This window comes from Cutibacterium acnes (assembly GCF_003030305.1).
Lineage (GTDB): Bacteria > Actinomycetota > Actinomycetes > Propionibacteriales > Propionibacteriaceae > Cutibacterium > Cutibacterium acnes.
Map to the genome: position 1 here is coordinate 2,412,514 of NZ_CP023676.1, position 14,055 is coordinate 2,426,568.

11 protein-coding genes are annotated in these 14,055 nt (G+C 58.6%); 4 read left to right on the plus strand and 7 right to left on the minus strand.

The window, feature by feature from the left end; all coding sequences use genetic code 11:
• Positions 1-41 precede the first annotated feature (41 nt).
• Both CPA42_RS12150 and alr read left to right on the plus strand, forming a co-directional pair.
• On the plus strand, positions 42-1,556 hold the full coding sequence (locus CPA42_RS12150) for an amino acid permease (protein ID WP_002515758.1): 1,515 nt from the start codon (positions 42-44) through the stop codon (positions 1,554-1,556).
• A 226-nt stretch (positions 1,557-1,782) separates the two neighbouring features.
• Entirely contained in the window at positions 1,783-2,910 is a 1,128-nt protein-coding gene (gene alr, locus CPA42_RS12155) for an alanine racemase (protein WP_002515851.1), read from the plus strand.
• 189 nt (positions 2,911-3,099) lie between these two features.
• Here alr and CPA42_RS12160 read toward each other — a convergent pair whose 3' ends face one another.
• The 3 genes from CPA42_RS12160 to CPA42_RS12170 all read right to left on the minus strand — a co-directional run bounded on the left by CPA42_RS12160 (position 3,100) and on the right by CPA42_RS12170 (position 6,664).
• The gene (locus CPA42_RS12160; protein ID WP_002515771.1) at positions 3,100-4,524 is read right to left on the minus strand and encodes a phosphoglucomutase/phosphomannomutase family protein; all 1,425 of its coding nucleotides are present in this window, start codon (positions 4,522-4,524) and stop codon (positions 3,100-3,102) included.
• Between the two features lie 116 nt (positions 4,525-4,640).
• Positions 4,641-5,831 (minus strand): galactokinase family protein, encoded by a 1,191-nt coding sequence (locus CPA42_RS12165; RefSeq protein WP_002515823.1) that lies wholly within the window; start codon positions 5,829-5,831, stop codon positions 4,641-4,643.
• Complete coding sequence (locus tag CPA42_RS12170) at positions 5,828-6,664, minus strand: nucleotidyltransferase family protein (RefSeq protein ID WP_002515732.1); 837 nt, start codon at positions 6,662-6,664, stop codon at positions 5,828-5,830. Before CPA42_RS12170 ends, CPA42_RS12165 begins: the two co-directional genes overlap by 4 nt.
• Before the next feature lie 124 nt (positions 6,665-6,788).
• Here CPA42_RS12170 and CPA42_RS12175 point away from each other — a divergent pair, with 124 nt between their 5' ends.
• The gene (locus CPA42_RS12175; protein ID WP_002515877.1) at positions 6,789-7,616 is read left to right on the plus strand and encodes a hypothetical protein; all 828 of its coding nucleotides are present in this window, start codon (positions 6,789-6,791) and stop codon (positions 7,614-7,616) included.
• Between the two features lie 193 nt (positions 7,617-7,809).
• Here CPA42_RS12175 and CPA42_RS12185 read toward each other — a convergent pair whose 3' ends face one another.
• Entirely contained in the window at positions 7,810-8,712 is a 903-nt protein-coding gene (locus CPA42_RS12185) for an endonuclease domain-containing protein (protein WP_002515848.1), read from the minus strand.
• A 249-nt stretch (positions 8,713-8,961) separates the two neighbouring features.
• On the opposite strand from CPA42_RS12185, the gene fumC reads away from it, so the two are divergent.
• Positions 8,962-10,368: a class II fumarate hydratase gene (fumC, locus tag CPA42_RS12190; protein ID WP_002515745.1), complete on the plus strand. Its 1,407-nt coding sequence runs from the start codon at positions 8,962-8,964 to the stop codon at positions 10,366-10,368.
• Between the two features lie 220 nt (positions 10,369-10,588).
• On the opposite strand, the gene CPA42_RS12195 is transcribed toward fumC, so the two are convergent.
• The 3 genes from CPA42_RS12195 to CPA42_RS12205 form a co-directional block, all read right to left on the minus strand.
• Positions 10,589-11,500, minus strand: a complete 912-nt coding sequence (locus CPA42_RS12195; protein WP_002515927.1) for a carbohydrate ABC transporter permease — start codon at positions 11,498-11,500, stop codon at positions 10,589-10,591.
• Between the two features lies 1 nt (position 11,501).
• Positions 11,502-12,395 carry a carbohydrate ABC transporter permease gene (locus CPA42_RS12200; protein ID WP_002518516.1) on the minus strand — a complete coding sequence of 298 codons (894 nt, stop codon included), beginning with the start codon at positions 12,393-12,395 and terminating at the stop codon, positions 11,502-11,504.
• Positions 12,396-12,632: 237 nt separating this feature from the next.
• Positions 12,633-13,943 (minus strand): ABC transporter substrate-binding protein, encoded by a 1,311-nt coding sequence (locus CPA42_RS12205; protein WP_002518517.1) that lies wholly within the window; start codon positions 13,941-13,943, stop codon positions 12,633-12,635.
• Positions 13,944-14,055 lie beyond the last annotated feature (112 nt).

Consider the following 14,055-nt stretch of genomic DNA (forward strand, 5'->3'; position numbering starts at 1 on the left):
GCGCCCCTGATCTTGGTGATCGTTTTTAGGAGACGATTGATATGACTGGTTTTAACCAGATTCCAGATAGGGAGCGGTACCCGCACGCATTGGCGTCAAACGAGCACCGCGGCTTGACTGCACAGGAACCTGAATCGTCGCCATCCAGCCCCCACCCAGAGGCCCATCTGCATCGCAACCTGAACAACCGTCACATTCAGCTCATCGCCATCGGTGGGGCTATCGGAACCGGACTGTTCCTAGGCTCTGGCAAAGCCATCCGCGCCGCCGGCCCTAGCATCATCGTGTCGTACCTCATCATCGGTACCATGCTTTATTTCGTCGTCAGGGCTATGGGCGAGTTGCTCATGTATAACCTCGACTACAAGAGTTTCCAAGACTTCGCAGCTGACCTGATCGGCCCTTGGGCTGGATTCTTTCTGGGGTGGACGTATTGGCTTTGTTGGATCGTCACCGGTATGGCTGAGCTCATTGGAATTACAACCTATTGGGACTTCTGGGTTAAGAATAGAGGGACTGCAGCTCTGCTCGCAGCCGCCACATTGTTTCTCCTACTCTGTTTAAATCTGCTCACCGTAAGGATGTTTGGAGAGTTAGAATTCTGGTTTGCGCTCATCAAGATCATCGCGATTATTTCCCTCATCGTCCTCGCCATCGTGCTGGCGGTCATGAAGTTCCAGTTTCCGTCGGGAAGCATGGCATCCGTGGCCAACCTGTGGAACCGTGGCGGCTTCATGCCCAACGGCTGGAGTGGGTTCTTCGCTGGTTTTCAGATGGCAGCATTCGCGTTTGTGGGAATCGAGCTCATCGGGACCACCGCCGCCGAGACACGGGATCCCGAGAAGACCCTGCCTCGGGCTATCAGCGCCGTCCCCGCTCGAATCCTCATCTTTTATGTCGGTGCCCTGCTCGCGATCATGACTGCCGTTCCGTGGGACGAGGTCCGGGCAGATTCCTCCCCGTTCGTGCAGGTTCTCGGGCTAGTTGGATTCGCTGGTGCAGCTAGCGTGATGAATTTCGTCGTCCTGACATCGGCAGCCTCGTCGTCTAACTCTGGGATTTACTCCATCTCAAGAATGCTTTTCGGACTCGCTCACAAGCGCATGGCGCCGAAGGTGTTCGGCGGACTCAGTAAGAACGGCGTCCCCCGCTGGGGCCTCGTCATCACTGTCCTGGTCCTGAGCACGGCACTACTCCTAGCCGCATCAGAGTCGTTTGTCGAGGCATTCACCCTCGTGACGACAATTTCGTCGGTACTATTCATCTTCGTCTGGAGCATGATCGTCATCAGCTACATGAAATACCGCAGGGTTGCTCCCGCAGCCCATGCTGCATCGAAGTACCCCATGCCTGGAGGTCGCGGCATGTGCTGGGCCGTGTTGGTGTTCTTCGTGTTCGTCCTCGTGTTGCTGGCCCAGGAAGCCGACACTGCGCGAGCTCTGGCCCTCACACCAATATGGTTTGTCATCCTCGGCGTCGGCTGGTTCTTCGACCGCCACCACGCTACCCATGACGACGTAGGCACCGACGAGGCCCATCCGAAGGGAGATAGCTAAGTGACGATAATCGTCAGGCACGGTTCCACCTGAACGCCGTGCCTGCGCCGCAGTTCTCTACTACCGACCCTCAATCCTCAGGTTTTACTTTTCTATCCCCTACTCGCCGCTTCTCAGCCAATGTCCCCAGCCTTTCTCCGAAGCGACCCGACCCTACTCAACCCGGCCCCGCACCGGGCCAACCCGGTGCTTCGCTATTTCTGACAGTTCACAGGAGTTATGACACATGCCACGTTGTCCATCGCCTTCTCACGCCATTATTGATCTGTCTGCCATCGCTGCGAACCTCGCCGTCGTGAGGAAACGCGCAGGCGACCGAAAGGTCCTCTTTGCCGTCAAGGCCGACGCCTATGGGCATGGGGCAGTGGAAGTCTCGCGCTATGTCGAAAAACACCGGTATGCCGACTGGCTCGCCGTCGCCACGGTCGCTGAAGGCCAAGAGCTGGTTGAAGCCGGCATCACCCTGCCCATACTCAAACTCTCCCCCGCCGATCCTTGGGACATGGATGCAGCCATTACGTCCGGGATTCGTCTCACCGTGGTGGATTTCGACACCCTGGAGGCGGTAAGCAAAGCCGCTGTACGACTAGGAATCACTGCCAAGATTCATATCGCTGTTGATAGCGGCATGGGACGCATCGGGCTGCGTCCTGAATGCCTTGCTGAACTCACTGCTGCCGCTGACCGCGCCAAAGGCGTCGAAGTCGAAGGCGTCTTCACTCACCTGCCCATTAGCGATGTGCCGGAGGGGGCGGAGTTCACCCGCCGCGAGATCGACACTTTCATGACTGCTGTCTCGCTGATAGAAACACATCGTGGGCCGTTCCCCCTTGTGCACCTGGCCAATTCCGGCGCCATCCTCGGGCACGATCTGGGGAAAACCTCCATGGTGCGCGCCGGCATCGTTGGGTACGGATACGATCCCAACCCTCACGCCGACCGTGCCGACCTACACCCTGCCCTGTCCTGGATCAGCCACGTCACCTTCGTTAAAACTGTCAGTGTGGGGGATACCATCGGCTACGGCAGAACATGGACAGCCAGCGAAACGACAAAAATCGCCACCGTCCCAGTCGGTTACGCCGACGGACTGTCCCGAGGACTGTCAAATAAAGGACACGTTCTCATTAGAGGGTCCGTTCATCCCATCGTCGGTCGGATCTGCATGGACCAATTCATGGTCGATCTTGGCCCCGATTCGAACGTCACGGTGGGAGATGAGGTGGTGCTCATTGGAACCCAGGAGGACGAAACTCTGACCGCTGATGACATGGCCGAACTCCTCGGAACCATTAGCTACGAGATCACTTGCGCCATTTCCAAACGCGTGGATCGGTACTGGGTCGGGCAGTGACGAGCCCAAGCTCGTCATCGCGCAATGGCTGGAAGAGAGTATTGCCCAACCTCGTATTACTAAATTCCCCGATTCGGTTGGGAACCGATCACGTGAGGGCCCGGACCATGCTCCGATCGGGAGAAATCGTCACCGGGTTGCTGCTCTCCCGAACCGGACAGGACGTGTGAGGAGAGCAGCGCTGGTTACTCACTCGAAGTGGTAGTGCTTCACGACCTTGTCGATGCATTCGCGAGCCATCTGCGCGACAGGCATCTCGCAAAAGACCCGCAGGAGAGGCTCGGTGCCAGAAAACCGAACAATGATCCACCCACCGTTGGCGAAATAGACCTTCACCCCGTCCATGTCGCTGATGTGATCGACCTCTAGGCCGAAGTCGGGCAGATCCTTGTCCTGGTAGATACGCCTCTTGAGGTACTCCTTGTCCTCAGGGGCGAAGGAGAAGTCGTCCTCCACCATCTCTAGCCGACCGTAACGCTCCTCGATGTCGGCGTAGATCTGCGAAAGCTTCTTACCCCGCTTGGCGATCATTTCCACCAGCAGGGTGCCAGCATAGACACCATCCTTGCCTGCAATATGCCCCTGGACGGTCAAACCACCGGAGGACTCACCACCGATGACGGCGTTGGTCTCGGCCATCTTGGACGACACCCACTTAAATCCGACCGGTACCTCGTAACAGGTCTGCCCGTGGGCCTCGGCGACACGGTCAAGCAGGTGGGTCGTCGCGAGGTTACGCACGCAGGGCCCCTGCCATCCCTTGTCCTCCAGAAGGTAGGTGTACAGCAATACGAGGATCTGGTTGGGATGCAAGAAATGCCCCTGGTCATCAATGATACCGAGGCGGTCTGCGTCACCATCAGTGGCAATGCCGATATCGGCTCCACGCTCGACAACCTCCTGGGCCAGAGTCTGGAGGGTTCGCGAATTCGGAGAAGGAAGGCGCCCACCAAAGAGGGTGTCGCGACGCTCGTGAATGGTATCGACGTCGCAACGGGCCGTCATAAGGATGGTCTGGAGGCAGGTGCGGGAAACGCCAAACATGGGGTCGAGGACGACCTTGAGGTGGGCGTGGCGGATGGCCTCCAGATCGACATGATCAAGGATCGCGTCGATGTACCAGTTCATTGATGTCTGCACCTCAATTACACCGTCACGAAGGGCATCAGTGCGGTGCACGCGCCTAATGTCCTTTGGGCTGATGGAATTGGCGCGGTGCTGAATGGGTTCAGTGATCTCGACCTTGGCATCACGGCCACCCTCCGTGAACACCTTGAGACCGTTATAAGTGGCAGGGTTGTGGGAGGCGGTCACCGCCATACCGTAGGCACAGCCGAGGTCCCGAACGGTCCACATGATCATCGGGGTCGGAGCAGGCCGGTCGATGATTCTCACGACGATGTCGTTACCGGCGAGTACCTCCGCTGCCCACCAAGCGAATTCCGGGGAAAGGAAGCGCTGGTCGTATCCGATGACGACAGGGCGATGTTCCTGATTTTCGTCGTGTATACGGTCGGCAAGCGCCTGAGCGACCCGCTCAACATTTAAGCGAGTAAACGTGTCCGCGATGATGGCTCGCCAGCCGCCGGTGCCAAATTCAATTTCGTCCGCCATGGCTCACAGGTTAGGTCGAAAAAGCCTTCATGGTTCGTAAAACCCAGCCCCATGGCAACTGCGCTCATCGCTCCTGCGCGATAGCAGGAATACGATGAGCGGGCTGCCGAACGGAATCAGTCCAGGCGCCGGGCGGAGGGCCCCGGACGTGTGACCACGGTAACGGCCTGTCCAGCCTCCTCCGAGTACTCGTCGCGGTACTTACCGAGCCACGTACTAGCGAACTCCGGAGCCTCGGCATTAGGCACGAGAGCCCACACCGAGCCACCGAAACCTGCCCCGAACGAGGTGGCCCCAGTCGCTCCAAGTTCGCGAGCGATGCGCGCGAGAGCCGATGTCTGTGGCACTTGATTGCCAAGAAGGTCCTCGGCCGCGCGTTGCGACTCGTCAGCCATTCGACCGAATCTTTCAAGGTCACCACACGCCAGTGCTTTCGACGCCTCAGGAATGATGCTTTCAGACTCGGTAAGGAAGTGATCGAGGCGCCGAGTGAGATCGGCGCGATCGCTCACCACCTCGTGCAACTTCTCAGCATTAGGGTCGGCCACTAGGGCATCCCCGAGGACAGCGTCCTCACGACCTGTGGTCGAATTCCACCGTTCGATGATCTCGCGCGTCGCCAACGATGCCGCGTTGTAAAGATCACGAGCAGCTCCGGTCTTCTCGGCCGCGACCCCGGAAACGATGACGACAAAGGACATGTCTTCAGGGAATGGGACCCGTTGCTGCAATCGAATCGGGCAGAAGCGAAATTGACCGAGCTGCCCGTCCTTACTGCACACCATTGCGGTGTGGTCCTCTGAACCGCCAAAAGTGCCCACACCTGCGGCCCCTACCAGGTTCTTGAAAGTCATACCGTTCTCATGACAGGCCAGATACCCAGCCAGATCGGCATCGTCGGTGATGTTGTCCTGCCAGGTGCGGGTATCAGGCAGCCCATTGAAATCAGCCAGGCCCAACACGATCGCGCTGACGAGGGCAGAGGAAGAACTCATCCCACTGGCTAACGGCAGGTCAGAAGTGAGCCGAATCCTGGCGGGGGCCAAATCACCGAAATTTGCCGCCAAACGGTCAACAACGGCTTGTGCGTACCTACCCCAGTGACCAGCCGGCAATTTTGGATCATGACCCGCGGCTAAGGACAGCTCACCGGGAGCGGCGTCCGTCGACACCGTTATCCCACTGTCACCCGGCTCGATTGAAATCGTCACCCCGCGATCCACGGCGGCCACCAGTGTGGACCCGCCAGCGTAGTCAGTGTGCTTGCCGAGAACCTCTATCCGTCCCGGAACGAACCAGCGTGTCACAGTTTCACCTCACGGCTGCTGAGAGCCTCCACTACAGACGTAATGTCGCCGCGGTTCGACATGTCGAGAACTCCCGACTCGACCGGAACGACATCAAAATGCTCGCCATGCTCCACCATCCAGCGCACTGCATCGACAATCTCGTATTCCCCGCGCTCCGACTTGTCGATCGAGCGGCACGCCTCGAAGATTCTCGGGGTAAGAAGGAAACAGTTCATCGATACCAGCGCAGTCTCTCCGGCAGCATCAACGATGTGGGGGTCCGGCTTCTCGATGATATCCGTAAGTTGACCTGAATCATCAGAATCCAGCAGGGCGAAGGCACGAATGCGCTCAGGATCGATGTTGGACTGCGCGATCATGGCGCGCTTCGTGAAACCTAGGGTTCCTGAGGCGGGAACCTCGCGAAGTCTGGCGACCGCGTCCTCCGGGTAAAAATTGTCAGAGTTCACAACCAGCACACGGTCATCACCGGCAAATTCCTCGGCGGCTGCGACGGCGTCCGCAGTACCCAGAGGATGCTCCTGGACCGCATAGACAATCGATAACCGCGATTTTTCGCATGCGTCGTAGTAGTCCCGGATTACGTTGTGTTCAGGGCCGATCACCAGACAAAATTCGTCAAAGCCAGCGTCGGCTAGCGCTGAGATGACGTAGTCGAGAAATGGACGATCATCAAGACTGATCATTGCCTTGACGCCGGCTGAAGCAGCAGCTGCTTGGTCTGCTGTAAGGGAGACTCCCTCGACAGATTTGCGCATCCGCGTTCCCAAACCACGCGCCATGATGACGACCTTGTGAGGAGCCGTTTGTGCCACGGGATCGTGTGTCATGTGGGTAATCCTAGGAATCAGTTCGAGTCCGCGCGCAGATAGGGCAACATCCGGTCACCTAAGATGATCCTTTTCCATTTCTACCCGTCCGTCAGGGGACACATCAATCACGTATCCTAGCGACATGGTCACCGGTAGTAACGGCACCTCAGGCAAGAAATCGCAAGCTAGCACGCACACCTGGGCAATCCTCTTCTTCCTCGCCCTCATCGTCGTTATGCGGCATAGCGCCTTGGGTGCGCTCCTCAGCTTGGTGGTGGTCATGACGATCATCATGTGGGTCGTTCAAAGACAGAAGGCTCAGGCCAAACGAGTCAAAAACGGTGGGCACCACGAGTCCACCTCGGACAAGCAAAATCTGGGGAACCTGAACCCCAACCCCACAGACGACAAGAAGGTCATTGAACGCAGACCTCGATCATCAGCAAACAGGGCCGACAGCTTCTCCGCCTCTCCGGACAAGGGCCTGTTCGGTGGCTCCTTCGCTGCTCTGACCGATGCGTTGCCCGGCAACGTTGATGAGCCCGGTAAGCACATTGAACCCGCGCAACCTCAGCAACATCACCCAGCCCCGGAACGAGGGTCTTCGCAGCATCATGCTTATGCACCGCGCCCCTCCCATCAGCCTCCGGATTCCGTGAGTTTTCACGACCCCGAATCCCTTCGGCCTGAGATCTCTCGGCCCGGAGTCGAGCCAGCGACCAAGCCTGCCTCCCGTGTTCTGGCACCCGCCCCACCGATAAAAACCACAGCCCCGGCTCCTGCTGTCACTCAGAAAGCCGCCTCAACCGCTGCCCCGGCAAAAATCGCCCGCGGCAGCCGATTCGACGACAACCGAGGCGGATCGGCAGCTATTTCCATGACCCGTGAATCAGCTACGACAAGCCTGCACGAGGTCCCCGAATACAACGGTTCGTGCCTATCCACGTCTTCCCTCTTCGCGCAGCAATGACTGAATTAGCACAGCGGTAATCGGAAAACCCGCTCATTCGCGGTCCCGTCACGAGGAACAGCAAAATAAGTCTGACCTCCGGCGGACCGGGCATGATCCAGCCCCAACCCCCAGCGTGCTGACATTTTTCGCACTCGTGCAACGACCGGATCCGACAAGAAGACGGACCCCAACACAAGCAGCATGCACCTGGTCACAGACCCGACTTGCCGCTTCGTGCCGCTGCAACCACACCCCTATGGCGGCCCCAGAGCGCTGACCTGACGGTGTCGAGTACCAGCTCCGGGTTATCCCGAATCATATTCGGCGTGACCCGAATGACACGCAATCCAGCTCCAACCAACAGCGCATGGCGCCTGGCCGTCGCCTCGTAATCTGCCGGTCTCCCGTGAAAGGCGTAGCTATCGATCTCGACGACCACGTTCTCCTTCTTAAACCAGAGGTCCGGGAAGACGGCGTTCCCGTCAATCCACAACCTCTCGTTTGCCTTCCATCCACTGACCCGGTGGCGGCGGAACAACGCATGAATCTCCCGTTCAGCAACAGACCATGGACGGTCTAACAACTGCCGCAACACTCTTCTGACAACGCTGGATGGGGCCTTCCTTGCCAACTTAGGGCGAACTCCGCGAAGGTCTTCGGTAGCCACGTAGCCTTTCCGAAGGCATTCCGTGGCGGCCTCCCAGTCCCCACGCAACGCCAACCAAAAGCACGTGTAGGCACAGGTAGTACGCACACCGTACCGGTCCTCAATGACGGGCTCGCTCCCAGCGCGATGGAACCTTAACCATGGCCGACGCGAGCACCGGGGCATCGAATGTGGAACGATGACGTCAATCTCGGTCATCTTGAGGTCTCTCATCCCCGCCAGGTACAAAGCAGCTCTGCCAGTGAAGATCGCGCTCGGGCGCCACAACCTGACGGCTCGCATCCACGCCTCTGGGTGCCTAGCGGCCATAGCAGTCATGACGATTCTGGGCAGAGGTCTAATAACGTAACCTTCCCGTGCTGCCCGCCGCGCCTGCCGAGCGACTCGTCCCACTGAACTGATTTTGGCCACACCACCGTTGGCCTCCAGAATGTCAACTAACTCCATATCTTCAGTTGTCGTTTGAAGCCGGGTATTTTCGTCACCCAATTCGACATCTGTGGATAACTACCGCGGAAAATATTGGAGTTGTCCACAGGTTCCTTGAGGCGCCGCCCGCATCTCGCAAGCCCAAGCTCCCAGCCTCATAGACCGAATCCCTGGCCGCACCCTCCCCCTATGTGTCCGCGACCTCCCTGACCAAAAATCCCACCACCCCGCCACCTGTGACATCCCCGTGCAAAGTAGGCTTGCGACATGGCAGAGATGCGCATTGAGAAAGACAGCATGGGCGAGGTCGAAGTACCCGCCGAGCATTACTGGGGAGCCCAGACACAGCGTTCCCTCCACAACTTCGAGATCGGCCGTGACACCTTCGTTTGGGGCCGAGACATGATCCGTGCTCTCGGAACTCTCAAGAAGTCCGCGGCACTAGCCAACAAGGAACTGGGTGAGTTGCCGGGCGACGTTGCCGACCTCATCGTCCAGGCCGCCGACGAGGTCATCGCCGGAAAACTCGATGACGAGTTCCCGCTGGTGGTCTTCCAGACCGGTTCGGGCACCCAGTCCAACATGAACACCAACGAGGTCATCAGCAACCGTGCGATTGAGTTGGCCGGTGGCGAACGCGGGTCGAAGAAACCCGTCCACCCCAACGACCACGTCAACCGTGGCCAATCTTCCAACGATACCTTCCCGACGGCCATGCACATCGCCGTTGTGTGTGCCCTCAATAAGCGCCTCTACCCCGCCGTCCAGCAGCTTCGCGACACTCTCGACGAGAAGGCCAAAAAGTACGACGACGTCGTGATGGTCGGCCGCACCCACCTGCAGGACGCAACGCCGATCCGCCTCGGCCAGGTCATTAGTAGCTGGGTCGCCCAAATCGATTTCGCCCTCGACGGCATCCGCTACGCCGATTCACGCGCCCGTGAACTAGCCATCGGCGGCACCGCCGTCGGCACCGGCCTCAACGCCCACCCTGATTTCGGCCCGACCGTCGCTAAGCACGCGACCGAGGAGACTGGCATTGAGTTCAAGCAGGCCGACAACCTTTTCGCCGCGCTGAGCGCCCACGACGCCCTAGTACAAGTTTCGGGGTCGCTGCGTGTCCTCGCCGACGCCCTCATGAAGATTGCCAATGACGTCCGCTGGTACGCGTCTGGCCCCCGCAACGGTATCGGCGAACTCCTGATCCCCGAAAACGAGCCCGGCTCTTCGATCATGCCTGGCAAAGTCAATCCGACCCAGTGCGAGGCCATGACGATGGTCGCCACCCGCGTGTTCGGTAACGACGCGACAGTCGGCTTTGCCGGTTCTCAAGGCAACTTCCAGCTCAACGTGTTCAAGCCCGTCATGGCCCATGCCTGCCTGGAGTCGATCCGCCTTATCGCCGATTCGTGCATCAGCTTCGACAAACATTGCGCCTACGGCATCGAGCCAAACCCCGACAAAATCAAGGAGAACCTCGACAAGAACCTCATGCAGGTCACGGCTCTCAACCGTCACATCGGTTACGACCTGGCTTCGAAGATCGCTAAGAACGCTCACCATAAGGGCATCAGCCTGCGGGAGTCCGCTCTGACGGTCGGCGGCATGAGCGAGGAGGATTTCGACAAGTGGGTCGTCCCCGCCGACATGACTCACCCCAGCGCCGCTGAATGATTTTCATCGCCACGACGACACGTCGGGCCGGTCACTGCATCGACAGTGACCGGCCCGACGTTTTTGTGCACAGAGAGGAGGAAAACCCGGGACACGGACCGTTTCGAGGGCACGATGTTCCGTCGGAATTGCACACCGAGCGCGACCACCGAAAATGGGGAAACCCGCCCCGACAAGGACCTACGTAGCGTGAGTCCATGCACACCTGATGTGTGGGGCATCACCCCTTGACAGCTCCAGCAGCAAGTCCGGACTGCCAGTAACGCTGGAGGACGAGGAACAAAATCACCAATGGGACCACTCCGATGACGGAAGCGAGCATCACGGCGCCCTTGTCCGGAGCGAAATAGGCCATCATGCCGTACAGTCCCTGAGTCACCGGCTGCAAGTTCTCATCAGTGATCATCATCAGCGGTAGCAAGAAGTTGTTCCACGTCGCAACAAAAATGAACAGAAAGATCGTCACCATGGCCGGGGCCAGCAGACGCAGCACCATAGTGGAGAAGATCCGGAGCTCTCCCGCCCCGTCAATACGGGCGGCTTCGAGGAGCTCCATTGGCACCGACGAATCGGCGTAGACATTGCCGAGGAACACCCCAAACGGGCTGACCATCGATGGGATGATCATTGCCCACATGGTGTTGACCAGGTGCATCTTGATAAATAGCAAGTACAACGGAACGGTAAGCAACGCCACCGGCATGAGCAGGCCAACCATGATGACGACGAGCAGCACTCGGCGCCCCGGGAACCGGAATTTTGATATCACATATCCACAGGAGACAGAAATAAGCGTCCCAACGACTCCAGACACCGTTGAGTACAGCAATGAGTTGAGCACCCATCTCGGAAACATCCCCTTGGTCCAGGCCATGAGAGAGTGCCAGTTGGCGGCCCAGTTGAACTCGCCGAAGGCGAACCCAGAAGTGCTCACCAGATCGGTGTTGTTCTTGGTAGACGCGATGACCAGCCAGATGATAGGCAGCAAAAAGTAGCAAGCTACAACGGCCAAGATCACCCATGTGATTGTCCGGGCCGCCTTGGAGGGGGCAATCGATCGAGGCGGGAGACCATCCAATGAGGGGCGGTAAGGGATGCCATCCTTGGTGACGGCGGTCTTGCCGTGTGCCATGTCAGTCCGCCTTCCTCTGGACCAGGGCGTAGATCATTGCGAGCACCCCGGCGACCAAAGCCATCATGATGGACACCGCCGAGGCCGGACCGGCCCCGCTCGGGCTAATATTTCCGTTCATAGTGTTGTAAGCCATCATCATGGGCGTGTAATCACGCGGCATCCAAGTCGCAACGGTGGCCAAAACGGTCGGCTCGTTGAACAATTGCACAGTACCGATGATGGACAGCAGGACTGCCAACATAGCCGCGCCTCGAACCATTGGGATCTTAATTTTCGTCATGATCTCCCAACCGGAGGCGCCGTCGATACGTGCGGCCTCGTAGAGATCCGAGGGAATCGCCTGTAGGGCAGCTAAGAAGATCAACATGTTGTAGCCGGTAAAGGTCCACGTCGTCATATTGGCCATTGATGCGAGGATGACGTGAGAACTTAAGAGACTGAAGTTCAAATGTCCCGCGAAAGGGGAAATCTCGGGCACGTAGAGGTAGGCCCACATAATCGCGGCCACAAGCCCTGGGATCGCGTAGGGCAAGAAGTACGAAAGGCGCCAGAACCCGAGATGGCGCACCAAGTACGAGTCGATAACTAGAGCGAGGAACAGTGCAGCAAGGATCATGATCGGGATTTGGAAGACACCAAATAGCATGACGCGACCGATGCCGTGCCAGAAGGCTGGATTCGTGCATACGTCCTGGAAGTTCTCTAGACCGACAAATTTCTCCACTGTCCGGCCTCCGCCATAAAGGCCGCCTCCCTCGGCAACCTGCTTGTGGAACCCAGCCCGGATGCTCTCAATGATGGGAGCAACGAACACGATGATGAAGACGATGGTGAATGGCAGTGCGAATAACCAGCCAGTTAGCGCCTCGTGTCTGGCCTTGCGACTAGCCATCGTGGATGAGGACATGCCGACTCCTGTGAAGAATTGTCACGGTGCGGATCTTCCCGCACCGTTCGGCGACCATGGCGATCGCCGCGGACTGCGTCAATGACAGATCAAAACTGTCAGTCGAGGTGGGGTTTGGGGCCTCCTGAGCCATAGGAGACCCCAAACCGGCAAAAATGATCGGTCCGGACTGCGCACGCCGCTACCCTCGCCCAACCCGGAGCCGACCACCTTGCGTGAAAATCACCCGTTCACGGGGAGTCCAGCGTCCTTAAGCGCCTGGACCGAGGTGTCTTGCGCAGTCTGGAAGATGTCACCGACCTTGGCCTTGCCGGCAGCGGCACCAGCACCTTTCTCGTTCATCTTCGTGCCCACGACAGTGAAGCCAGGGATATACCCGAACTTCGGGGCGAGCCTCTCATTTGCCTTAGCAAGCTCGGCCATGACGTCTTGGCCACCAAACTGCTTCTTCATCTTCTCAGGAGTAGTCACCTGCCCCTTAGCGGCGGGGACCAAACCTTGGGTAGCGAGGTCGTTGACTTGAGTGTTGAACCAGTCGTTGAACTGCATCGCCTGAGCGGGGTACTTGCAGCCCTTGACGACGGCGACACCGGAGCCGCCGTCAGGTCCAGTCATGTCTGATCCTCCGAAAGATGGCAGCTGGACGACGCGCCACTGACCGTTGTAGCTGGTCTTATCGAGGGCGTCCAGCATGAAGCCAGTCTCCCAAGCAGCAACGATATTGCCGATGAGTTTCCCGCTGACAAGGTCTTTCGTGTACGCGTCGCTCCAACGGGCGTCAGTGACAGCGCTCTTGTCGTCGAGGGCTTTCTGCCAGAAATCGGCAACAACTTTGCTCTTGTCACCGTTGGTATCGACCTTCCACTTATCGCCTTCGGCGGAGTACCACACGGCGCCCGCAGCAGCAGCCTGAGCGGATAGCCAATTCTGGGCTTCATCGGGCTCAAATCCGAGGATGTACTTGCCCTTGGCGGCAGCCTTCTTGGCGGAGGAAAGCAACTCAGAAGAGGTCTTCGGAACCCCAATGCCAAGCTTCTTGAACTCGGCCTCGTTGTATACGTACACCAGTGGGCCAGTGTCTTGGGGCAGACCAACGACCTTGCCGCCAACAGACATCTGCCCGTAGGCACCCGAGAAATGGCCTTTATATTTCTCAGCCTCGTTGGTGACGTCCTGCACCAAGCCCTTGACGTACATGTCTGGGACCTCGGAATATCCCGACTGGACCAGACAGGGGGCAGTCCCAGCCTTCACGTCAGCCTCCAGCTTGGGCATGAGCTCATTGGCCTTGCCCGGGAATTTCGTGGCTTCAACCTTGATGTCAGGATGCTCCGAGTTCCACTTTTTGACGATGCCAGCGACCTTCGTCATCCCCTCCCCGTCGGGCAAACGGTGCAGGTACTTGATGGTGACCGGGCCGGAAGCTGCCGCGGACTGCGACGCAGCCTTACCGGGCGACCCGGATCCCCCCGAGGAACTGCCACAGGCGCCGAGCACGAGTGTTCCGGCGACGATCGCAGCAACAGAGGCCATCCGACGAGTACGGCGTGTGATCATGTCAACCCTCTTCCTTGAGTAAATGGGCCACGAGTGGACCCGTAGCCTGCCGACCGGCGTGTATTGGATACCGCCCTAGAATCCACCA